Origin of the sequence: Granulicatella sp. zg-ZJ (assembly GCF_010892355.1) — a bacterium.
GTDB lineage: Bacteria > Bacillota > Bacilli > Lactobacillales > Aerococcaceae > WM01.
This window is the reverse complement of the sequence record NZ_WNJY01000004.1, coordinates 74,571-99,108: the sequence shown is the minus strand read 5'-3', so window position 1 is coordinate 99,108 and position 24,538 is coordinate 74,571. Positions and strand designations below refer to the sequence as shown.

Here is a 24,538-nt window from a genome sequence, read left to right as displayed (position 1 = left end):
TCCTATTGATTAAAATATTCATCTAAAACCGACGTATCCATTGTATTCATACGATACACTGTTTCAAAATTATCGTATAAATCAGTCAATGGCACTTCTACTTCTTTACCTGTTTTAAACACTTTAAGTTTTGCTGTTCCTTTTTGTAATTCTTCTTCTCCAACAATAAGAACAACTTTTGCACCTAATTTATCTGCAAGTTTAAACTGTGCTTTAAATTTTCTATCTAAATAATCTCTATCTGCTGAATATCCTGCTTGTCTTGCCGCTTGTGTTAATTTCAATGTTTCAACAGATGTTTCTTCTCCCATACCAATCACAAAAATATCTAATTCTTGTAAGTTGGGTACGTCTACTTTTTGACTTTCCATCAACAATACAAGACGCTCCATGCCAATACCAAAGCCAAAACTTGATGTTTGTGGACCACCTAGAGCTTCTACTAATCCGTCATAACGACCGCCTCCACAAATGGTTGTTTGTGCTCCAAAAACAGCTGAATTTGTCATCATTTCAAAAATTGTATCTTGATAATAGTCCAATCCACGTACCATATTTGCATCAATTTCAAACGGAATATTTAGACCATTGAGTAGAGCTTGTACTTTATCAAAATGCTCTTGTGCTTCTGGAGATAAAAAGTCTAAAATACTTGGAGCATTTGCTACAATAGCTTTATCTTTTTCGTCTTTGCTATCTAAAATACGTAATGGATTTTTTTCTAAGCGAGTTTGTGAATCATGACTTAATTGATCTTTTAACGGTGTTAAATAATCAATTAACGCTTGACGATAGCGTTGTCTATCCTCCGTTTTACCTAAAGAATTGATAACCAATTTCACATCTTGAATACCCAATTCTTTAAATAAATCCCACGCCAATGCAATCGTTTCGACATCTGTTGCTGGATTGGTACTTCCAAAAACTTCAGTCCCAATTTGATGAAATTGACGCATACGTCCACCCTGTGGACGTTCATATCGAAACATCGGTGCCATATAGAACACTTTTAATGGTTTTGCATGCTCATTCCCATATAATTTATTTTCAATATAAGCACGCACAACCGGTGCTGTCCCCTCTGGACGTAGTGCGATGTGTCTATCTCCCTTATCATAAAAATCATACATTTCTTTTGATACAATATCACTCGTTTCTCCAGAACTTCTAGCAAATAACTCATAATTTTCAAATAATGGTGTTCTCATTTCAGAAAATTGATAATCAGACATTAAAATACGTGTTGTTTCTTCTAAATAGTGCCACAAAGGATTATTAACTGGTAATAAATCTGCCGTTCCTTTTGGTTTTTGTATCATATTTTATCTACTTCCTTTCTTTTCTACTTTACAAATATAAATAGTGTACTGACTTACAATAGATTGTCTATTGTGCCAATCATTATAGCTTCGCTCCGTAGTTTCCTTACTTAACGTACGTCGCTTTGCTCCTACGGCTTTTTCAAGGATTGGTACTCTCTCGGCGGGCGTATTTCTATCGAAATACATTGTTGCCTCGTTCCGTCCCATATGCGACAGTCGTTACAGCTTGCTGGCTACGAATGTCGTACTAGGGAGCTTCGCTCCGTAGTTTCCTTACTTAACGTACATCGCTTTGCTCCTACGGCTTTTTCAAGGATTGGTACTCTCTTGGCGGGCGTATTTCTATCGAAATACATTGTTGCCTCGTTCCGTCCCATATGCGACAGTCGTTACAGCTTGCTGGCTACGAATGTCGTACTAGGGAGCTTCGCTCCGTAGTTTCCTTACTTAACGTACGTCGCTTTACTCCTACGGCTTTTTCAAGGATTGGTACTCTCTCGGCGGGCGTATTTCTATCGAAATACATTGTTGCCTCGTTCCGTCCCATATTACATCCGTACGTCGCTTTGCTCCTACGGCTGTAATAAAAACGTCCTTACTAGTTGAACTAGTAAGGACGTTAGAAAACGTGGTACCACCTTTATTTAAAAGCATATGCTTTTCTCGAGCGTATAACGGACGCTATCCGTAGTAACTTTGCATTACCAATTTCCAGAATGTCTTGATTTTATAGTCACTTGCTTTTTGCACCAACCAAAGCATCTCTTTAAATATAAACTATAAAACTACTTGTTTCTTTCATAAATTTTTAATGTATGACAAAAGTATATAGCATATTGGCTATTCTTGTCAAATTATTTCTTTAAAACAATTCCTTTACTTTTCAGTTTTTCGATTGTTTTTGCTCCAACACCTTTTAATTCAAGTAATTCTTTTTCTGTTACTTTTTGAAAATCTTTTTTTGTGAAAAGTTTTTTTTCAATAAATTGCCGAGCCACATTTGCCGATAAATCAGAAAAAATCGATTCATCTACTGTCTTTTTCTCTAATAGAGTTAAAGGTTTGATACTTGACCTTTTAGAAAAATGTTTTTCTATCCACTCAAGAACATAATCATCTATACTAAACACACGCATCGCATATTTATCATATAAAATCGCTAGTGACTGAATGCTATTCGGTATATATGTATCAAAATTAAATAATTCAAGATCTGCTAAAGCCTCTGAAAAATCATCTGAAAAAGTCACCATGTGTTTTACATCTCTATTAGCTTTACTTAGTAATGTCAATAATTCTTGTGCTTCTGATTGTCTATCTTCTAAAATAGCCATCACTAATAATGGAAAAATCATCATATCATCGTTTTTAAAATAAGATTGACTATAAAAAAGATTACTCGCTTTTTCCCAATCTGAAAGTAGACAATAAATATACATCAATTCATAACGAGCACCTTGATGATCATTTTTATCTAGTTGAAAATATAATTCTTCAAAACACTCTTTTGCTTTTTTAACCATAAATTGCTTCAAATATTCTTGACCTAAAATATATTTCATTCTTAAATAAGGTCTTTCTTCAAAATATATCCAACCAGCTTGATTTGTTTTTAACCACTTTTGTTTTTCAGATTCTTCAAGTTTTTTTAGTCCTTGAAGAAAATCAATGATATTTTCTTGAGATAACAACATTATTTGTGCATCAATATTATCTGGGTCTAACGCCAAGATTTTGTCACATATTTTTCGTTTTTTACTTCTATTTGGTTCAAACTCTAATTGCTCTAATAAATCATAAATCTCGTCTATCGTATCCATCTCATCACTTTCAAATGCTTCTGAAAAATATGGATTAATATCTTCTTTCTCAATTTGATTTAAAAAGCTTTGAATTGCTTCATCTTCCGTGGTATATAAATGCGCATTTTTTTTCATAAATTGATCTAATTTTTTAAAAATATCCATTTTATATCAACCTTTTATCTTCCTAAGCCTATAGCTTTTTCCATTCTTTTTAATGTTTCATTGGCAATGTCATTGGCACGTTTTGCACCTTCATCTAAAATACGATCTAATTCTTGTGAATGAAGTAAAGCATTATAGCGTTCTTGAATAGGTTCTAAAACAGAAATAATTGTTTCGGCTAAATCTGTTTTAAATTTACCATATCCTGCTTCACGATATTCTTGCTCCAAATCTTGAATAGAACGTCCAGAAAAAACAGAAAAGATTGTTAACAAATTAGATACACCCGGTTTATTTTCTTTATCATAATATACTAAACCGCTTGAATCTGTTACGGCACTTTTTATTTTTTTACGAATAACACTTGGTTCATCTAACAAAAGCACGTAAGATTTTTGATTGCTGTCTGATTTAGACATTTTTTTCGTTGGATCTTGTAAACTCATAACACGAGCACCCGATGATTGAATAAGCGGTTCTGGTAAAACAAGTAAGTCTTGACCTTGACCATAACGGCTATTAAAACGATTTACAAAGTCACGTGTCAACTCAATATGTTGCTTTTGATCATCTCCAACAGGTACAACATGCGTGTCATACAAAGCAATATCGACAGCCATTAAAGGCGGATAACACAATAAGCCAGCAGAAACCGTTTCTTGTTTAGCCGATTTATCTTTATATTGCGTCATACGCTCTAACTCTCCAATACCGACATTACACAAAGCAATCCAAGCAGCTTGTGAATGTGCAGGAACTTCTGATTGAATAAATAATGTTGATTTTTTAGGATCGATTCCTAAAGCAATATATAAAGCGGCTAATGATCGAGTTTGTTCTTTTAATACGGTTGGATTTTGTGAAACAGTGATGGCATGTTGATCGACAACACAATAGATACAGTCGTACTCATCTTGTAAATCCACAAAATGTTTCATTGCGCCAACATAGTTACCAATGGTTGGAATACCAGTTGGTTGGACGCCAGAAAATATACGTTTTTTCATGTTTTATAATCTCCTAAAACTTGGAATATTCTTTTATTATACGAGAAAATATAGTGTAATACAAACAATTATATATCTAAAACAATTCTTTCAATTTTCTTTTGTTCCAAACCACTGACAGAAACGCCAATCAATCGAATGTTTTTATCCAAATCTCCATATTCTTCCCATAATTCTATTGCTTTTTGAAATAAAAAGTCCTCATTTTCTACCATTTTATCTAATTTTTGTTGACGTGTAATGGTTTCAAAATCTGTATACCGAATTTTAAGTGTTACAATGTTTCCACGTAAGTCTTTTACTTGTAGTTGCTTACTAACAGACTTGGCTAGTTTGCGAATAGCTATTTGGACTTCATTTTCTGTTGAAATTTCTGGATAAAAAGTGTTCTCTCTACCTAATGATTTACGCTTTCTATTTGATTTAACGGGACTATTATCGATACCATTTGCACGTTGCAATAATGAAAATCCTGATTTCCCAAATTGCTGTAATAAACGTGTAGCGTCTATTTCTAAAATATCTTTTCCTTTAAAAATACCTTGTTCATGTAGTTTTTCAACAGATTTTTTTCCAACACCATAAAATTTTTCAATGGGTAGCTCATTTAAAAAACTTTGTGCTTCCTCAGGTGTAATGGTTGTTAACCCTGACGGTTTTTGATAGTCACTAGCAATTTTTGCTAAAAATTTGTTATACGAAACACCTGCTGAACAAGTCAAATGTAATTCTTCCCATATATCTTTTTGAATACACTTAGCAATATATATCGCACTTTTATACCCTTTTTTATTCTCTGTTACGTCCAAAAACGCCTCATCAAGAGAAAGGGGTTCTATTTTGTCGGTATATCGTTTAAAAATCTCTCGAATTTGTTGAGAAACAGAGGCATATAATGTCATATTCCCTTTAATAAAAACAGCGTTTGGACATAATTCATAAGCTTTTTGAGAAGACATGGCGGAATGAATACCATATTGTCTAGCGATATAATTACACGTGGAAACAATCCCTCTACCATTTGTTTCTTTTGGATGCTGAGCAATAACAACAGGTTTATTTTTTAAACTCGGATTTTCTCGAATCTCAACAGACGCATAAAATGCATCCATATCAATATGAATAATTTTTCTTGATACATCATGATGAAAATGATTAAAAGATAAAACACCAATTTGCATAATGTCACCTCACTAACATCATACATTAAAAGTTTACTTTTTGTCAACTTTTAATTATGGTATTATCCATTTTTTAACGACCTTTTTTTGATATTTTGCTGTTGTTTCAACCTCTTTTTCAACTATTTTATCTTCCATAGATTTTGGAATGTGATATTTGATGAAAAAAATACTAGATTGATTGATAAAGCCGATATTTTCAAAATTTTTATCAGTCAACGTGTATTGTATCCCCTCACGTTTTGCCTCTTGTATATTATCATCTATGGCACCATAATGATGTGTCACAGAGAGTTGTTGTCCAGCTATATCAAAATAATAAAATAGATCATCTTTTCCTAAATACTCAACAACTTCTTCTACTGTATTCGCATCATACAAGCCAATATTTTCGAATGTATCTTTCATATATTCTTGTGAAGCTTGTTTTAATTCTGGATAACTATATGCTTCTCCAGAAAAAAGCAATAATTTGTATTCACGCACAGCTGCGTTAACATATTTTTCTTTTTTAGAAATCTCTTCGTATGTTTTGAAATCTGTATAAATATACACACTTGTTCCAATTAAAAACAATAAAGTAACAAGATTTAAATACTTAGCCCACCGCTTTTCTCTAATATATATTAAACATGGTATCCATATCAATAGTACAGCAGACATGATACAAATGAGAAATGGCATTGTTTCGTACATAAATGTTTCCATTTTCACAAAATGTTCAAACATAGTATTTCCTCCTTTTTTCTAAATTCTAATCCTTTTTTCATTAAAAGTAAATATAAACATATTCACTGGCTCTTCGTTCAATCGTGTTGGTATCAACACGATTGAACAGACAATCAAAAAAGCTTTAAATCAACTTGTTAGGCATGTTGATTTAAAGCTTTTTTAACTTTATTTTTATAGACTTATTTATTTTTTACGAATTGTAAATCCTTTGTCACGTCTGCCGTCTTTTGATTTTCTGTCGTAGCGGTCTGTTCTATCTTGTTTACGATCATTGTATCGACTGCCACCTTTATCATCACGTCTATCACGGTAACGTCTATTTCCACCTTTTTCATGGTTTCTATCATTGTAACGGCGGTTTCCACCGTCACGTCTTGTTTGACGTTTACGCATTGGTAATGGTTTTTCAGGTGTAATATTAACAGGAATTTCTTCTTTATCGCGTGCTAATGTTTTCATTAAAACTGTTGCCAATTCTGTTGGTGTATATTTACTCAACAATACATTCACAGCAGATTCAAAATCAGATAATTCAACATCAGAAATCATTTGATCAACTTGGTCTAACGCAACACGTAGTTGTCCCTCGAACGCTTCTTGACTAGTTGGTGGACGTAAAGGTGTCATACGTTTTCTTGTTAAGTCCTCAATCGTTCTTAAATAATCCATTTCATGTGGTGTTACAAGTGTTACAGACATACCTTCTTTACCGGCACGTCCTGTTCTTCCAATACGGTGTACATAGCTTTCTGGATCTTGTGGTACATCATAATTATACACATGTGTGACACCTGAAATATCTAGTCCACGCGCTGCAACGTCTGTGGCTACTAAAATATCTAATTTACCACTCTTGAATGCACGTAAAACACTCATACGTTTTTGTTGAGATAAATCTCCATGAATCCCTTCAGCTTTATATCCTCTAGCCTCTAGTCCACTAGCTAACTCATCAACACGGCGTTTTGTACGACCAAAAATAATGGTTAATTCTGGAGATTGTACATCAAATAAACGTGTCATAATATCAAATTTTTCATTTTCTTTACATTTCACAAAATATTGATCAATTAAATTAGCTGTCATTTCTTTTGTTTTAATGCGTACATGTTCTGGAGACTTCATGAAAGTCACACCAATACGTTTAATTGCTTCTGGCATTGTTGCAGAAAATAATAGTGTTTGTCTAGTTTCTGGTGTTAATTGAATAATGCTTTCAATATCTTCCAAAAATCCCATGTTCAACATTTCATCAGCTTCGTCTAAAACCAATGTTTCGATATGACTTAATGAAATGGTTTTGCGTTTAATGTGGTCTAATAAACGTCCAGGTGTTCCAACTAAAATATGCGGCACATCTTTTAACTGCTTAATCTGACGACCAATATCACTGCCTCCGTATACAACATTCACTCTAACACGTTTGTCTTTACTTAAACGGAATAGCTCTTCTTGTGTTTGAATAGCTAATTCACGTGTTGGGGCAATGACTAATCCTTGAATAACACGATGAGAAGTGTCAATTTTTTCAAGCATTGGTAACCCAAATGATGCTGTTTTTCCTGTTCCTGTTTGTGCTTGGCCAATAACATCAGCACCAGATAATGCCAACGGAATCGTTTGTTCTTGGATAGGAGTAGCCTCCTCAAATCCCATATTTTTAATGGATTTTAAAAGGATATCACTTAATCCTAATTCTGAAAATTTCATATATTACCTCTCTCTTTTTTAAATAGAGAGTTTTTCTTGTTTGAAACGCTCTTCACGTAAAAAATGGCTCGGTACAGACCAAGCCTTTATCTAAAAACTTAAAACTCTCTTTTGTTCCTATAACAGTATAACACAAATCACCTAATAAGCAACTAATATGTTTTCAAACATTTTCTGAAAATCAATATTTTCCGTACCAGGTCGGCGTTGTTTGTGTAAATCCTTTGAAATAATCATAAATTGTCTCGGCTAGTTGATACATCATTGTCATATCTTCTTTTTTCCCAAAATGATATGCCCAATACAAATTACCAATACAAAATTCAGCAGCATACACACTTAAAACCGGAAAAAAATCATCAGGAATTCGACCATGAAAATACCCATCAATAATACCTGTTTGAAAAGCAGCACTTTTTTCCACATTAAACGCAAACGGTTTAAACTCATCATAAGGATCTCCATACTCACTTCTGTCCCAATCAATGACATGAATATGTTGACCGTCATATATCATATTTCCCACATGAAAATCACCATGTTCAATTTTGATGGGCCGTTGCTTCATCAAAAATATATTCGATTGAAGATGATCAACAAACGTATCAAAATGGTTTACTTTTATATCAATGCTATTCGCATTTTTTAGTTTATTATCTACTTTTTGTTGATAATAGTCCAAAAAATGACATTGAACATCGACAGATATACCGTGTATTTCTGTCAAATATTGTCCGCACTCTATCCCTAATGCATATTGCTGTTTTATAGGTAGTGAATGTATGACATTTCTTAAAATAACACCTTGTTTCCATTCAAAGAGTAAAAAATCAGTTGTATCTGTTAAAGAACCATAATCAACTAAATGAGAAATATAGGGATTTTTTATAGCCTTTATTTTTTCTAACAAAGGCATTTGATTAGATGCTTTATCAGTAGAGACAAGACGCAAAAGAAATTCTTTCCCGTCTTTATCTTTGATATAAAATTTTTTATCTACCGAATACCCTTTCTGAATTGGTGTTATTGCTTGAATAGAAGCATAAAACGGTAGCCTATCAAACATTTTATACCTCCTGTTCCAAAGCGTATAGCTCAATCGCTTTGGCAACGCCGTCTTGTTCATTTGTATCTGTAATATGTGTAGCAATTGCTTTAACATTTTCTGTAGCATTTCCCATAGCAACACTCACTCCTGCATATGCAAGCATTTCTAAATCGTTATTTGCATCTCCAATTGCCATAATCTCTTCTCGTTTAATATTTAAACTATTGGCTAATTTCTCTAACGCCGTGGCTTTTGTTGCTCCTTTTGGCATTGTTTCAAAAATATAAGATTGACTTCGTACAACACTAAAATGTTCTGATAACTCTTTTTCATATTTTTCTTGGAATATATCTAGCCTTTCAGGAGCAGCGAGAAACATGCCTTGAAACATCGTATATTCGCCACTAATTGCTTCATCAATAGATAAAAATTGAGGTTCTAAAAAGACAAGTGAGGCATCTTTTTTCACTTGTTCTTGAGGCTCTTCATCAACACAAAAATAATGTTCCTCATCAAATAGTGTAAATTGTACATCTTTATTTTCATGATTGATACGATTTAAATACAACATATCATTTTTTGTTAATTGGTGCCAACTCACCAATGACCAATCTGATGTATGATGTGTGGAACAACCATTATTTAATATGGCATACTCATCTTGTTTTAATCCTATTTTTTCATAAATCGGCTTTACTCCAGACAATGCCCGTCCTGTACAAATCACAATTTTTATACCTTTTTCAACGGCTTTATGAAGCATTTCAATTTGTGGTTTAGTCACTTCTTTTGCTTCATTCAAGAGAGTACCATCCATATCTATTGCTATTAGTTTTATCATACAATTTCTCCTTTTAATTATTTAGGGGGATGCAACACATTGCTTAATAAGGCAACTAAAGTTGCTCTTATTAAGATGCTTGTCGCTATTTGGCGAACAAGCTATATGTCTTACTATGTTTTTAAGCCAACCTTTCGTCTTGCACTTAAAAACTGTCGCTTTTTTAACAATTTGATTTTCCATATTATTATAACATTTTTTATTGGTTTTCTTCCAATAATTAAAAGGTATTATGAATAATAAAATGAACTACATTCGAAAAGTTAAACAAAATATCTAACGCTCGAAAATACAGTTCAAATAAATACAGACATTTTTTTATTTTAGATTGTGTGTATCATACAACATCTTTCTATGCGACAGAAAAAGAATCTGAAAAAGGCAGTGAATGGCTGATGTCATTCACTACCAATATACTCACTATTTCTCTCCACCAACACGATTTAACGAAGAGTCGTAAATTGAGGTTTTAAACTTGAATAATTAAAATTTATTTTTCTATCAAAACTTGAGTTCCAGCGATTAAATCTCCTAAATGTCTTTTATCATTTCTTATGGTTCCCATTAAAAATAAAACTAACATGAGTCCAACTGATAATACCTCTAAAACTATACTAATAGTATCGAAGCCAGTATACATCCCCCTGATAGTTCTCATATGCCCTAATTGCCACGGTAAAAACTTTATTATATTTCGAACTAAAGCAGAACTATAGTTTTTATTTTTATAAACCAACTTTAGTCCCATCTTTCTTTTTCCAATACTTCCACCATTATAATCAAGATAAGTGAAAAATAGAATTATCGGAATAACGGACGAAACAAAAGCGATGATCTGAGACTGCATATACGTAAATGCGGGAATTTCTTTTAATACCCATTTGTAAAATAAAATACAAACGATAAATAAACATACCAGATATGCACATATGACCAACCAGTCTATAAAAAGTTCTTTCACTCTAGTCGAGAAACTTATTTTATTATTTTCTTTATACATTCTGTCCCTCACAAATTCTAAATTATTTAATTATACACACGCTTACAAATTATCGGAAACGGCTACCTTACTTATTGTAATTTGCGAATCATTTTGTGCCTTTTGAGCAGAGTATTCTTTAGTGCCACCATGAAAAGAGTCCACGTTTGATTTCATTATTGATAGTTTGGTGATTTTTCCCCAATAATCTACCGATTTCTCTATTGCTTTTTCCTTCTTTTTTCCATTTTTCGATGAAGTAACGTTCTTTTTCTGTTATATGTTTGCCTTTTGTGTATAGTATTCTTGCATCTCTTGGTATCCTTTTTTGTTGTTACTAAAAGTATATCCTATGAGATGCTTTTTTTATACTACTGGCTAACTTAATTATATAATTTACTATTAAAAAAATAATCTCACTTAATATTACGTATCAACTAAATATTCATTATGTATCTTATGCTATTTTTTTTTAGAATTTAAAAAAAGTTCAAATAAAAATGTAAAAAAAGTGATTGCAAAAGAATCTATAAGCATCAAACGTTTTAAAAAAACAAAAATCAAAGTTGCAAAAAATACTCCTATTGTAGATTTATATTTTAAAATAAACATTTTCTTTTCAACACATCTCCTAAAATTTTTATTCAAAAATAAACACTTCCTTAATATCTTTATTTAAAATTTTACTAATTTCATAAGCTACTTTTATGTTTGGTATTTTTGTTTTATTTTCATATGACATTATCGAGTGCCTTTTTAGTCCTACTAATTTTGCAAGTCTGTGCTGTGATAAACCTAATAATTTTCTAAATTCTGCTATTCTATTGTTCATAAATAAGTGTCTCTTTCTAAGTTATTCTCTTTTGGTTAGTTTTATATTACCAAATTCTTTTTTGGTTGCCAATAAATAACTATTAAAATCTCAACTATAGTAAATTATTAAATTAAGTTAACCAGTAATACAAAAAAGCATCTCATAGGATATTTAATGATTATATATTTTTAGGGTTGATGGGATAATCTAGCAACCCTAATTTCATATAAAACTCTACTAAAACTATCATGATTGATATATTTTACCTTATATTCAGTTATCTCAGCATGTATTTCCTAACGCACGTATCAGTATTGCTTCTTTTCATATTGTAGAGGCCGTACATCATTGTGACTTAAAATAAAAAAAGATAGTGACTTAACATCTGTTAAATCACTATCTTTATGAGCTATCAACCCTATTTGACATAGAGCCATTTTAACTTATCTATTTTGCAAAAATTCACTGACTTAATTAGAGTTTTGATAAATCGAACCTCTAAAGTCATTCGTATCTAAAAGATACGCTTTGAAAATCGCTTCTTTAAGTGCAAGTAGATTTGGTGTTGCTTTCTGAGCTTTTAATGCGACCAAATCTGCTTGAATAGCATCATTTATCAATTTATTTAATATTGCTTCATCTGCTGTATAAGTTTTCTGATTATAAGTAAAGGTCACTGGTTTCAGCTGATTAACTTTATCTAGACGACGTTTGTACATTGCTTTTTTAAAGTCGTGGAAATTTGAAAACTCATCATTGGTAATTTTCTTAAGAATATACTCATCATTAAATACTTTACCTGTAGCTCGAGCTTCAGCACGGTATTGATTCGATAAATAAGCAACAAAGCCTTCATAACCTGTTTCAGCTAGTAATTCGTTACTCAAACGTTTAATACTCAAAGTATCTGAAGATCCATTTGGATTCGTCAAACCACTATAGTTCGCAGCAAATAAATGTTCGATGTCATAACCATTTTTACTAATCTTCTCTTTATTACCATGAAGTCCATGAACACCAAGCAGAATATCATTTTCTACCAAATTATCAACACTTTCTAAAGTGAGAGATTCTAAATCTTCTGCACTTAGTTGACGGATTCTCGATTCCCCGATGTCATTGATACGTTCAATTTTCTTATAGAACAATGCTTGGTCTTCTTTGGCTAATTTCACTAAAGCATTTCCTTCCAAAGCTTCAAGAGTATAAATCACATCCATACGACCTTGAAGGTATTCTTTCAAGTCTGCTTGGGTTTGGAAACGTTCTGGTGATAAGTTATGAACACGATTGTTTGCATATTTTCCATCTTCTGCAATAGAGAAGTCTATATTTGTATTGAGTGCAAAAATCGGATTAGTTGCTGATGTTGTCGATTGTAGAAGTCCTTGAGCATAAACTTCTGCACCAAAGAATTCTCTACGCCCATATCCACCAAGATAAACCGTCCCATCCATATTATGAGTCATTTCATGAGTGAAGACAGATTGACCATACTGGCTAAGCATATTATCAATTACATAGTGAACTAAGCTACCGGTTGCATATGCACCAACACCGTTTGGCATATAGTGTTTACCAATTGGTGCAAAGAAGTCTGTCATACGGCTTGATGCTCCTTCTCCAAACTTCGACATCCAATAAGCTGGCTTGTTATCGAATCGAGGAATAGAGTAACCGTCCCATGACGGAATTGGCATATTACTTCTACTATACATAAGTGCTTTAACTTCTGGTCTAGCCATTCGATACCAGAAATCAAAATGATCTCCTTGTATTTTAGCAAAATAATCCACCAGATTGTTGACACGTTTTAATTCACTTGCATATTTATCAGGATTTGTTTCTTTAAGCGACATATCCATATAACGATCATACATACCAAAAGATAAAGTTGTCATATTACTCATGATATAAATTCCTTCAGATGTCAAGTTTAAGAGTGGCAAAATCATACGAGGATGATCGATACGATTAAGCTGGTCGTATACTTGATACATTTGATTTGGTACTTCTTTTGATTGTACTTCTACGATATACGCTTTTGTCGCAGACTTAAACCAATCATTTTCATTAAGCTTCGTAAAACGTGTACGATAAGCACTTAGATAATCACGAAGATTCTCATATCCAGATACTGGGGCAATCCATTTTGTATACGTTACCGGATTATTCTTAATATCGAGTGCATCATTTCCCATACGGCCAAGATTTGCTAGCCATTCTAAACTATTTACTTGCGTACCGAAGAAATTTTGATAGAAAGTTACCAATTCTCCAACATTCATCTCGTCAAATTGAATATTATAGAGTCGATTGAGGTAACTTGCTCCTACAAGAATTGCAACAGCATTCTTTTTCATATAATCCTTCATCTGTTCTTTTAACGGTGTTGAAGTAAAATCTCCAGCTACACTTTGAGAAAGTGCTGCTTCAAAAATATCTTGTGCACGGTCATTCACTTTCTTAAAGACATCTTTTAAATATAGTACTTCTAAAATATCATTTTGATATTTTTCAAGTGGTTCAAGACTTGGACTATCAGACACTCTTTCTGGATGACCTTGAGTTACTTTCCAAACATCATCTGAGAAATACGTTAATCCCTCTACTCGTTTCATTGCTGTTTCAATAACTTCTGCTGGGGATATCATAAATTGTTCTGGTGTATAGAGCAATTCAGTTCCATTGATTCCATATTCTTGAATCGTATTAGCTGCAAAAGCTGAACCTGGAGTAATATCTAAGTATTCTACTGTACCGTCTGCATAGTTTAAAAGCAAACGATTGATTGCTTCCTTATTTTTATAAAGGTTAGCAATGACTTCATTATCTTTCATTGGGACAATCGACACTAGTTTTGTTGTATACAACTTACTTGATGTATCAATCTTATTCCCTTGCTTCACAATATACTCACGATTATAAAACGGTAAAAGTTTTTCGGTATTACGATAAGCCATCTCTCGTGTCGATTCATAGTGAGGTAAGTTACTATAATCGATCATTTTAGAACTTTGTCCAATCAAAGTTTCCTTATCAGATAAAGTAGCTGTTATTCCCATTTCGTTCACTTTTTCTGCTGCGACTTCTGGAGAAATTAAATTTACTTTTCCAGACTTAACATTGGCAGTCGATTTCCCTTCAACGCCATAAATCTCTGTTGCATTGATACCATCGCCCGATCCATTTAAAGTAGAACCATTTGTTACAGGAATTGCCGATACGATTCGATTAAAGACTGCACGACCTGCACTTCCACTAATCGCTCCAACTCGGCCACCACCTTTATTTTCCAATGCTCCTTCGACATAGACATCTGATACATTCACATTGTTTGTAGCAACACCTAGAACTCCACCAAAGTCTTGTGCTGCTTTTACTTTAGTATCAATCATGACATTTGCATGTACTTTTTGAATGTTACTGTTACCAATTTGTCCTACAAGACCACCCGATTTCATTTCTGTATCAGTCGCTGTTGTAGTGATTTTCATGTTAAGATCTACATTACGGATATTTGTATTCGATTGTGCTGAATAAACCAATCCAGCAACATTATAAGGAGCCGTAATGCTGCCCTCAATCGCTACATTTTCAATCTGCGTGCCAGTTGCTTGATTAACAAGAGCACCTACATTTGCTTTTGGTGATTGAATGTTAACATTAGATAAATTAAGGTTTTGTAAAGTGGCATTCATAGTTGTTTCAAACAGAGGTGCCTTCAAGTCATAAATCGTGTAATTTTTACCGTCATACAATCCATTTAAAGTACCTGTAAACGGAACCGTCACGTAACTAGAAACTGGAACTTCCATCTCTCCAGCACTCAAATCAGCTCCTAAAGTAAATACTCCACTTGGATTAGCATTGATTGACGTAATCAAATCTTTAAAAGAAGTATAGATATCATTTTTCGCTGGTGCCAATCGACTCACAATAAAACTGTAATTATCTTCATACTCATCTGTTTCATTAAGTTTCACAAGTTCAGGGTGAGTCGCTACTACTTTAAAGCCATTATCTTGAGCTATAATTTCCTTGATTGGTAATTGAACTTCCTTACCACTTTCTGATATAAAGCTTGCAAAATATTCATCTATAGGACCAATTTCTGATAAACTAATAACTTTTGTTTTGATACCATTTCGGTAAGTATATAGTGATAAGTCACGTAAATTTTTTAATTCAATCTGCTTACGTTCTAAGACAAAGGATTCAATATTTGAAAGTGTTTCACGCGCATTTTCAGCTAATGTTGCATACTCAAAAGTCGTTTTTAATTTGTAATCCACATAATAGTCTAATCCTGAAATATCAACTCCAGCTAAATCTCTTTCTGAAAGTTGAACTTCTTTCACCAACTTATCTTCCGAATAAATTTGAGCAGTAGCAGAAATAAAAGTAGCATCAGGATCTGTTAATTGATACTGCACTCGAATCGACTTGTCTTTTTCTTGCTTATCTAATGTCTGCAATTCTAAGACTGGCTTCGTAAGCGATACATTTTCTAAAGCAGCTTCTGCTTCCTCCAGTTTTCTAAATGCTTCTTCTACTTTCAGTTTTTCCTCGGCAATGGCTTCTGCACTGGTTGTTGGATCTACAATTTTAGCATTTGCCTCTTCCAAGATTCGTAGTGCATTTTGTTTTGCAGTCTCATAGGCAGCAATACTTGTTGGTGTTTTTTTCGTTGTATCAACTTCTTTTTGTAGACCTTTGTCTAATTTATCTACTGAAACCATTAACTCAATTGGCGCCAAAGGCTTCGTAACTGTCAGCACCTCTCCCCCTAAAACATCATGATGTTTCTCTGGTTCTGGCATTTCTGTTGGCGTATCTGTTGTAGTTTCTGTACCAGTTGGTGTTTCTTCTTCCGAATTTTCTGGTTGCGTTGGTGTTGTCGGTGCATTACCTGTATCTGAACTTTCTGTTTCTCCAGTAGTTGACCCATTTGGCACTTCTGTTTCTGTTGGCGTATCTGTTGTAGTTTCTGTACCAGTCGGTGTTTCTTCTTCCGGATTTTCTGGTTGTGTTGGTGTTGTCGGTGCACTATCTATCTCTGGACTTTCTGTTTCTCCAGTAGTTGACTCGTTTGGTACTCCCGTTTCTGTTGGCGTTTCTGTTGTAGTTTCTGTACCAGTCGTTGTTTCTTCTTCCGAATTTTCTGGTTGCGTTGGTGTTACAGGTGCATTACCTGTATCTGAACTTTCTGTTTCTCCAGTAGTTGACTCGTTTGGTATTTCCGTTTCCGTTGGCGTTTCTGTTGTAGTTTCTGTACCAGTCGGTGTTTCTTCTTCCGAATTTTCCGGTTGCGTTGGTGTTGTCGGTGTATTATCTATCTCTGGACTTTCTGTTTCTCCAGTAGTTGACTCATTAGGCACTTCCGTTTCCGTTGGCGTTTCTGCTGTAGTTTCTGTACCAGTTGGTGTTTCTACTTCTGGAATTTCTGGTTGTGTTGGGACTTCAGGGGTATTCACTATTTCTGGATTCTTAGGTACTTTTGGTATTTCAGTCGTATTTACTGTATCTTGAGTGACCGTTTCTTCTGAGATAGCCACATTCGTCTGCTCTAATGTTTCTCTATCTACTTTAGAATTTTTGTCAATGATATAACCGATAAAGCGATAACCTTCAATGTCACGAACTGTTTCAGGTAAAAGCGCACCATTTGACAAGCTAAACTCTTGTGTAAGATTTGCAAATAAATTGTGAGTCAATGCAGATGCATTTGGCACTACAACAACTTGTCCTAAGGTAGTAACTAACAATACTGTCACGACCCATTTTTTCTTCTTACGAAGAAAAGTTAAGGCACACACCAACAATGTGACCCCTGCTCCCGCCACAAGTGTTGACCATTCTTCACCTGTATTTGGCAGAGTTCTATTTGTATCCGGACGATAAACCATGTAATAAGTCGTATCTCCCGTCACTTTATCAGACGGCAAAGCACTAATAATCAAAGCTTTCTCATCATCAGTTAATTCTTCCTCACTAACATAATGATACGTGATTTTTGACTTTATTGTTTCCTCTGTATGTACCATTTCTGGTGATGCAGCAGCTAAAAAACTCGTCCCCAATAAAACAGAAGCTACACCTATTGAGAGTTTTCGTATTGAAAAGCGGCTAACCCGCCTATAAAATTCTTTCATATTCTTTTCTATTCCTTTCATTTTACTCAAAGTTACATAATGTACTATTTACTTTGTTCCAAAATAATTGTGTTTGTAGAGGTAAATCCACCAACATCATTTTGTGTATAACAATCGACAAAAAAGAGAAACATCTGTTTGAATGACTGCAATTAAAAAAGGAGATATTTCTCACGAATGATTATACAAGAAAATGATGAACATTAACAGATAAATATTTTATAGACAACAATCAGTACAACGATAAGTAATAAGAAGAAAAAACAAAGGGAGTTCTAAACACTTCATTAAAGGAATTTAGATACCCCCTTGCCACACTTATTCACATTATCATGTTAAAATATTTATCAAACAGAAATACTGCCATCAAAGTTTAACCCAATCAAATCGTTATTGCTATAAAATATGTCTAAAAACATATACATTGTATCTGATATAATCATTTAATATACAAGTTAAATCATCTTTAAACTTTCTTCCAAAATGATTATATTTTGATAATTTTACATCTTCGCATTTGATAATGATTTGAATAAACAACATGCTTTCATAATAATTTCAAACTCAAAAACGACTAAATTTCTTTATATTAACGCTATTTATTTCGTGAAATTGTATCCACTGATTGATTTCAATGAAACTTAACTTTATAGTTATTCCTTTTCCAATTCAATATGAACCTCTGATTTTTTTTCAATTAAAACAATACCATCTCCCAATGGAAGTAAAGTTGATTTTAAATCTGGATGTGTTTGTACCAAATCTAAAAATTGATTTAAGCGACGATGAATTTTTCTAACACGACGAGGAATAGTTTCAATATCATCTAAAATCGTACCACCTTGAAAAATATCATCTACAATTAAAACACCTCCGACTTTTAACAATCGGATACAATGTGGAAGAAAATCATAATATTTTGATTTAGCACTATCCATAAAAATCACATCGTATTGTTCTGTTAGCGTTGGTAAAACGTGTTCTGCATCGCCTTCCAATAACGTAATTTTATCAGACATATCCGAACGCTCAAAATTTGCTTTTGCTCGCTCAATCATGACGTCAAATCTATCAATCGTTGTCAAATGCCCATTTGGTGATAGATGCTGTGCCATTAACAAGCCTGAAAATCCAATCGCTGCTCCAATTTCTAAAATCTTTTCAGGTTTTAGTTGCCCTAATAAAAAATCTAAAAAAACAGCTGTTTCGTGTGGAATAATCGGAATACGTCGTTCATTGGCATACGCTTCTATTTCTCCAACAATTCCAGTAAATTTTCTTTGTTTTTCTCTCATATAGGTAACGATATTAGATTGTACAATTGGCCTATCCATCATCTCGTTTTTTTTCATAACTCACTCACTTTTCTTTATGATATGTTTATTTTACTAAACACTTTTTATATATTAACTTATTAAAAGAAGGTATACAAAAAGAGGTATAGACATTTTAAAAATAAATTTCTATAAATGATGTCTGTACCTCTTACTTTTTTTATGATTATGCGTCTTGTAATAATTCAAAAATTTCAATCGCTACTAAATCTAATTCATCAAACTGATAAGGTTGATTTGTTCCTGTTTCTTCTAATTCAAAGCTTTCTGTTTCATGATTATAACGTACAACACATTTTTCAACACCGTCTTTTTCAAAACGTCTTGTTTCGACATCAGATGTATCCTCAACCATTGCTTCCAAGCGACGAATAATCGCTGCTAGTTGTGATGACTTCATATTCTGTTCACTCCTCTTTCAAATATTGCTTTCTTAACCAATATTTCATTTATATCATATCACTAACTGACTAGACTTATTTTAACAGAAAATGACTTGATTTAATACTATTTTTTTTATAAAAAAATAAATTTACTTATTTACGCATGATTTGTATACATTTTAATAAGACTTTGTGTGCCTAAATCACCGTATCCTGCTTCAACTAATTGTGCATAAACACGTTCCGCTGTTTGAGTCGCAGGTAAGTCAACCCCCATTTCTTTTGCCTCATCTAAAGCAATACGCAAGTCTTTTAAAAAGTGCTTCGCATAAAACCCTGCTGCAAAATCGTCTTTTAAAACTCGAGGTGCGTAGTTGGTTAAAGACCAGTTTGCAGCACTGCCTGCTCCAACTGTATCTAGTACTTGCTCAAGACTTAATCCTGCTGCTTTTGCATATACCAGTAGTTCTGTCATACCTGTCATTGTACCTGCAATCATAATTTGATTTGCCATTTTTGTATGTTGTCCGGCACCAGATTCTCCTTGTAAACGTACTTTACTTGAAAAAACACCTAACAATAATTCCACTTTTTCAAAGACTTCTTGATCGCCTCCAACCATTGTCGTCAGTGTGCCATTTTTTGCACCAATATCTCCTCCTGAAACAGGTGCATCTAATGCATTTGCACTTCTTTTAACAGCTTCTTCATAAATTCTTTTTGCGAGTCGTGGTGTACTAGTTGTTAAATCAATTAAAATTTTTCCTGTTATATCAACAGAAAAAATACCGTTTCCGCCAAAATATACTTCCTCAACATCACTTGGATACCCCACCATTGTCATGACAATATCAACTTGCTTTGTCACTTGAGCAGGAGTTTCTGTCCAAACAGCACCTTTATCCAATGCCTCTTGTGCACTTTCTTTTGTGCGTGTATACACCACAACATGATGCTCTGCATTTAACAAATGGGATACGATTGATTTACCCATAACACCTAATCCAATAAAACCAATATTCATTTTTTTCACCTCTAAGGATATTTTATCATAAGATACGTGAGAATAAAATCAAACCGATTCTATCCTTTTAAAAATCAGGCGTAGACATATATATGCTCAAAAACACCCCAAACAGTCTGTTTGGAGTGTTTATTTTAATCATCTAAAAATAAAATGTGTAAATGTCCGTTTTTATCAGTGATTATATCTGTATTTACTTGATAAACGTCTTTAATTAACTCTTTTGTTAGTACCTCTTTTGGAGTGCCCACAGCTACGATACGTCCTTGATAAAGGACGTAAATAATGTCGCAATACATTGCAGCCATATTCAAGTCGTGTATAGCTGCAATAACAGTCATATCTAATTTTTTGACCGTTTGTAATAGCATGAGTTGATGTTTGATATCCAAGTGATTAGTTGGTTCATCTAAAATTAAACATGATGGTTGTTGTGTTAAGGCTCTTGCTAAAATAACACGTTGTTGTTCGCCGCCTGATAATGTTGAAAATTCTCGGTCTTTATACGCTAACATGTCCACAAGTGTTAGTGCATGCTCCATAATACGATAATCTTCTTCAGTTTCTTTGTCAAACATACTCTTATAAGGTGTTCTTCCCATTAACACGATGTCTTGTACTGTAAAATCGAATTGGTATTGATTGTGTTGTGCCACAACAGCCATTTTTTTTGCAGTTTCTTTATAATTAAATTGATGAATAGGTGTGCCATCTAACAAAATCGTGCCACTATTGACATCCAATGTACGATAAATGCATTTGAGCAGTGTGGATTTACCACTACCATTTGGACCAATCAATCCGATAAATTGATTTTCTTTTGCTTGTAATGTAATGTCGTGTAAAATGGGCGTTTTATCATAGATAACATTTACTTTGTCTGTTTGTACTTGCATTTTATTTACCTCCTGCACGATGTGTATGGCGTATCATGAGAAAAATAAAGCAAGGTGCACCTATCAATGAAATCAAAATACCAATAGGCATTTCAGAGTTTCTTAATACAATCCGTGACATAACATCTGCCCATATCACAAAAATAGAGCCAACTAATGCACTGAACGGAATAACGTATTTATGGTCGCTACCAAATACTAGACGTACAGCATGTGGAATGACTAATCCTACAAATCCAATAACCCCTGCTGCATATACAGCAAATCCTACCATTAAAGAAGATAAAATAATATACCAGCGTCTTAATTGCTGTGTGTTCATTCCCAATGTAATGGCGGTGTCATCTCCTAATAGCATAACATTTAATTGTCGGTACTGAGACCAAAAAATAAGTGTACCTACTAACATAATAGGCAGCACCACTGCAATGATGTGCCATTTTGCACTTGCCATACTACCCATAAGCCAAAACATAATTTGGACAGTGGCACTTTTATCATTGGCAATATAAATCACAAAATTAGAAAATGCCGAACAAATCGCACTGACAGCTAATCCTGATAAAATGATTTTTGTTAAATTTGTTCGACCTCCTAAGTTTGCTAGTAGCAACACAAGAAGAGAGGTAATCAACGCTCCAATAAATGCCATAACACCAACTGCATTTGCACCGAATACAGACCCAATACCAAATAGTATAGCGAGTGTTGCACCAAAAGAGGCTCCTGATGAAATCCCTAAAATATAAGGATCTGCTAGAGGATTTTTCACAACAGATTGCATGACCACACCACATACTGAAAGTCCCATACCAATCGTTAGAGCGAGTATAACCCTTGGAAAACGAATGAGCCAAACAATGTCGTGCGTTGCACCTGTAGCAAATGCTTGAAATTGTTCAAAGTGAAATAACTCATAACCTATTACGCTATACACATCGGAAATGGATAAATCAGCATTTCCGAATGTGATAGCTGTTAAAATCGAAACAATTAGGCCCACAAATAAAATGATTGCCCATAGAATTGGTTTTGCTAATCGTTTTTGTTTGTCCATAGATTATTTATCCATTCCTAAGTCAATACTTGGATATAATCCTTTAGCAAAAGAGATAATACCGTCTTTTGTTCTTGTTGCACTTGCATACATTTCACTTAAAAAGATTGGAACAACACGTTTATTTTTAATGGCATTTAAACTTGCTAATGATTCATCTTTTAAGATTTTATCTAAATTCTCTTGTTTTACTTTTTCTGCGTCATCTCCTTCATAAGGCATGTAAACAACAAAAATCACATCTGGGTTAGCAGCAATTAAGTCTTCTTTTCCTAATTTTGCAACATCAGCATTTTTTAATTGACCACCTAATTTAGTCACCATATCTCCACCTAGTGTATTACTACCGTAGTTTCTAAATGCATCTTTTTCATTTTCAAGTACTAAAACACTTGGTTTTTCTTTCATGTCTTTTGTTTTATCAATCACTTTTTTAATTGTATCTTGCATATCTTTTACAATTGCTTCTGCTTTTGATTGTACATCAAAAATTTTACCGATATTTAAAATATCTGTATATTCATTTTCTAATGTACTAATACGTTTTTCACCGTCTTTCACACGACGTGTATTGCTGTTAACGTAAATATTTACTTTTTTGTCTACCCAGTCTTTTGCATTTCCTAATGTTTTTTCACCGAATAAAGATCCCCATGAGAAAATCATATCTGGTTCTAAAGAAGCTGCTTTTTCAAGAGATGGTGCAAATTCTGTTAAGTAATTCAATTTAGAGAAACCTGCTTTTTGATTTTCTGGTACAGCATTATCTAATCCAGATGCAGCGACAATTCTGTCTTCTAATCCTAAAGCAAGTAATGTTTCGATACTTCCTTGATAAACAGCTAATACTTTCTCTGGAGATTTTGTATACACTGTTTCCAATTCACTTCCATCTGATCCCCATGTTTTAATCGTTAATGGATACTGTGTTTTTCCTTCTCCCATACTTGCTTTTGTATTTGCATTTTGCACGGTATTTTCTTTTTGAATTTCCGATGCATTTTTTCTAGCACTTTCTCCATTTTGTTGACATGCACCTAATAAGGCTACTAAAGCTAAAGTTGTTGTTAATTTTACAAATTTTTTCATCATTATCTCCTCTATTTTTCAATGGTAAATCTAAACCAATTCACTTGATTGGTATCACTTGTTGAGAATGGATATCCACCCTGTATCCAATCTTTTTTTATTTTCTTCTCAATACCACTCGCATTGATTAAATTCTCTTGTATCAATCCTGCCGTATCAAATCTTTCTTTGACTAAACTTGTATACGTAATACCTGCTCTTTCTAATAAACACGGAATATCATCAGGTAAAATCAAATACAATAAGCGAATGAAACGGTATTGATTGATGACTTCATTATCCATACATTCTTGAATAGAAATATCTGTTTGTATTTCTTTTGTTGGTAAATGTAAGGTTGCTTTTGCTCGATAAAAAAAATACAATCCTTGTTTTGCCTCTTTGACTTTTTCAACAGAAATAGCCATATCATTTGGAATAAACACTTCTAAAATGAGTTGCCCTTGCTTTTTAAGCGAGTACATTAATTTTTCAACAATAATACATTGTTGCTTTGGTGTAAAATGTTGAAGAAATCCGTCAGCAGCAATGATGACATCGTACTGTTCTTTTGGTAAATCTACTTTTAAAATATCCTCTTGAATAACGGTTACTTTATCAAGAATATGTTGGGGTATTTTTTCAAGCATTTCTTTACTCTTTTCAAGTAATGTGACATGTGAGCCATATTCTAAAAATGGTACACCGACACGTCCAAAACCTGCACCGACATCAAGGATATATTTATTTTCTAATTCATCTATCTCATATTTAAGTGGTGAGGACTTACCAGAAAATAAATAGTAGCACTGTGCTTCTAAACCTTTATAATCTGTTGCAGGTCGGATATAGCGTTTTTTTTCACTCATGCCACACATTGAGCAAAGCGTTGATTTTAAATCGTGTAATTCAGTATGCTTAGGCACTCCATTTTTTGTATCTCCTTCGAATGAATTATAAATAAATCCACACCTACCACAATCGTATATTGGCATATCTTTTATTACCTCCTTTACTACA

The 24,538-nt window shown here is 33.4% G+C and carries 18 protein-coding genes, 1 pseudogene and 1 other annotated feature; all 19 genes and pseudogenes read right to left on the bottom strand.

The genetic code is table 11. The features are described 5' to 3' along the window. Positions 1 to 2: 2 nt before the first annotated feature. The gene (gene hisS / locus GMA11_RS02345; RefSeq protein ID WP_163545608.1) at positions 3 to 1,319 is read right to left on the bottom strand and encodes a histidine--tRNA ligase; all 1,317 of its coding nucleotides are present in this window, start codon (positions 1,317 to 1,319) and stop codon (positions 3 to 5) included. Between the two features lie 612 nt (positions 1,320 to 1,931). Further along, positions 1,932 to 2,133: a binding site (T-box leader), on the bottom strand. 43 nt (positions 2,134 to 2,176) lie between these two features. Beyond that, positions 2,177 to 3,259: a lipopolysaccharide assembly protein LapB gene (locus GMA11_RS02340; protein WP_163545607.1), complete on the bottom strand. Its 1,083-nt coding sequence runs from the start codon at positions 3,257 to 3,259 to the stop codon at positions 2,177 to 2,179. A 44-nt stretch (positions 3,260 to 3,303) separates the two neighbouring features. Next, positions 3,304 to 4,296, bottom strand: a complete 993-nt coding sequence (gene trpS / locus GMA11_RS02335) for a tryptophan--tRNA ligase (RefSeq protein ID WP_163545606.1) — start codon at positions 4,294 to 4,296, stop codon at positions 3,304 to 3,306. A 68-nt stretch (positions 4,297 to 4,364) separates the two neighbouring features. Further along, entirely contained in the window at positions 4,365 to 5,477 is a 1,113-nt protein-coding gene (gene dinB / locus GMA11_RS02330; protein ID WP_163545605.1) for a DNA polymerase IV, read from the bottom strand. Between the two features lie 54 nt (positions 5,478 to 5,531). Then, positions 5,532 to 6,206 carry a hypothetical protein gene (locus tag GMA11_RS02325; protein WP_163545604.1) on the bottom strand — a complete coding sequence of 225 codons (675 nt, stop codon included), beginning with the start codon at positions 6,204 to 6,206 and terminating at the stop codon, positions 5,532 to 5,534. A 186-nt stretch (positions 6,207 to 6,392) separates the two neighbouring features. Beyond that, complete coding sequence (locus tag GMA11_RS02320; RefSeq protein WP_163545603.1) at positions 6,393 to 7,919, bottom strand: DEAD/DEAH box helicase; 1,527 nt, start codon at positions 7,917 to 7,919, stop codon at positions 6,393 to 6,395. A 181-nt stretch (positions 7,920 to 8,100) separates the two neighbouring features. Beyond that, positions 8,101 to 8,985, bottom strand: coding sequence for a phosphotransferase family protein (locus GMA11_RS02315; protein ID WP_163545602.1), 885 nt, complete (start codon positions 8,983 to 8,985; stop codon positions 8,101 to 8,103). A gap of 1 nt (position 8,986) precedes the next feature. After that, entirely contained in the window at positions 8,987 to 9,808 is an 822-nt protein-coding gene (locus GMA11_RS02310) for a Cof-type HAD-IIB family hydrolase (RefSeq protein ID WP_163545601.1), read from the bottom strand. A gap of 490 nt (positions 9,809 to 10,298) precedes the next feature. Continuing rightward, positions 10,299 to 10,808 carry an RDD family protein gene (locus GMA11_RS02305; protein WP_163545600.1) on the bottom strand — a complete coding sequence of 170 codons (510 nt, stop codon included), beginning with the start codon at positions 10,806 to 10,808 and terminating at the stop codon, positions 10,299 to 10,301. 139 nt (positions 10,809 to 10,947) lie between these two features. Then, positions 10,948 to 11,099, bottom strand: a pseudogene (locus GMA11_RS02300) (helix-turn-helix domain-containing protein); the annotation flags it as partial. 328 nt (positions 11,100 to 11,427) lie between these two features. Continuing rightward, positions 11,428 to 11,619: a helix-turn-helix transcriptional regulator gene (locus tag GMA11_RS02295; protein WP_163545599.1), complete on the bottom strand. Its 192-nt coding sequence runs from the start codon at positions 11,617 to 11,619 to the stop codon at positions 11,428 to 11,430. A gap of 452 nt (positions 11,620 to 12,071) precedes the next feature. Continuing rightward, complete coding sequence (locus tag GMA11_RS02290) at positions 12,072 to 17,756, bottom strand: ZmpA/ZmpB/ZmpC family metallo-endopeptidase (protein WP_163545598.1); 5,685 nt, start codon at positions 17,754 to 17,756, stop codon at positions 12,072 to 12,074. 653 nt (positions 17,757 to 18,409) lie between these two features. Next, positions 18,410 to 19,108 (bottom strand): O-methyltransferase, encoded by a 699-nt coding sequence (locus GMA11_RS02285; protein WP_163545597.1) that lies wholly within the window; start codon positions 19,106 to 19,108, stop codon positions 18,410 to 18,412. A 148-nt stretch (positions 19,109 to 19,256) separates the two neighbouring features. After that, positions 19,257 to 19,490, bottom strand: a complete 234-nt coding sequence (locus tag GMA11_RS02280; protein ID WP_163545596.1) for a YkuJ family protein — start codon at positions 19,488 to 19,490, stop codon at positions 19,257 to 19,259. Between the two features lie 140 nt (positions 19,491 to 19,630). Next, positions 19,631 to 20,497 carry an NAD(P)-dependent oxidoreductase gene (locus GMA11_RS02275; RefSeq protein ID WP_163545595.1) on the bottom strand — a complete coding sequence of 289 codons (867 nt, stop codon included), beginning with the start codon at positions 20,495 to 20,497 and terminating at the stop codon, positions 19,631 to 19,633. 134 nt (positions 20,498 to 20,631) lie between these two features. Then, a complete protein-coding gene (locus GMA11_RS02270) occupies positions 20,632 to 21,393 on the bottom strand; it encodes an ABC transporter ATP-binding protein (RefSeq protein ID WP_163545594.1) in 762 nt (253 codons plus the stop codon). 1 nt (position 21,394) lies between these two features. Beyond that, on the bottom strand, positions 21,395 to 22,450 hold the full coding sequence (locus GMA11_RS02265) for an iron ABC transporter permease (protein ID WP_163545593.1): 1,056 nt from the start codon (positions 22,448 to 22,450) through the stop codon (positions 21,395 to 21,397). 3 nt (positions 22,451 to 22,453) lie between these two features. Beyond that, a complete protein-coding gene (locus tag GMA11_RS02260) occupies positions 22,454 to 23,539 on the bottom strand; it encodes an ABC transporter substrate-binding protein (protein ID WP_205422861.1) in 1,086 nt (361 codons plus the stop codon). An 11-nt stretch (positions 23,540 to 23,550) separates the two neighbouring features. Continuing rightward, entirely contained in the window at positions 23,551 to 24,513 is a 963-nt protein-coding gene (locus GMA11_RS02255; RefSeq protein ID WP_163545591.1) for a methyltransferase domain-containing protein, read from the bottom strand. Positions 24,514 to 24,538: the final 25 nt, after the last annotated feature.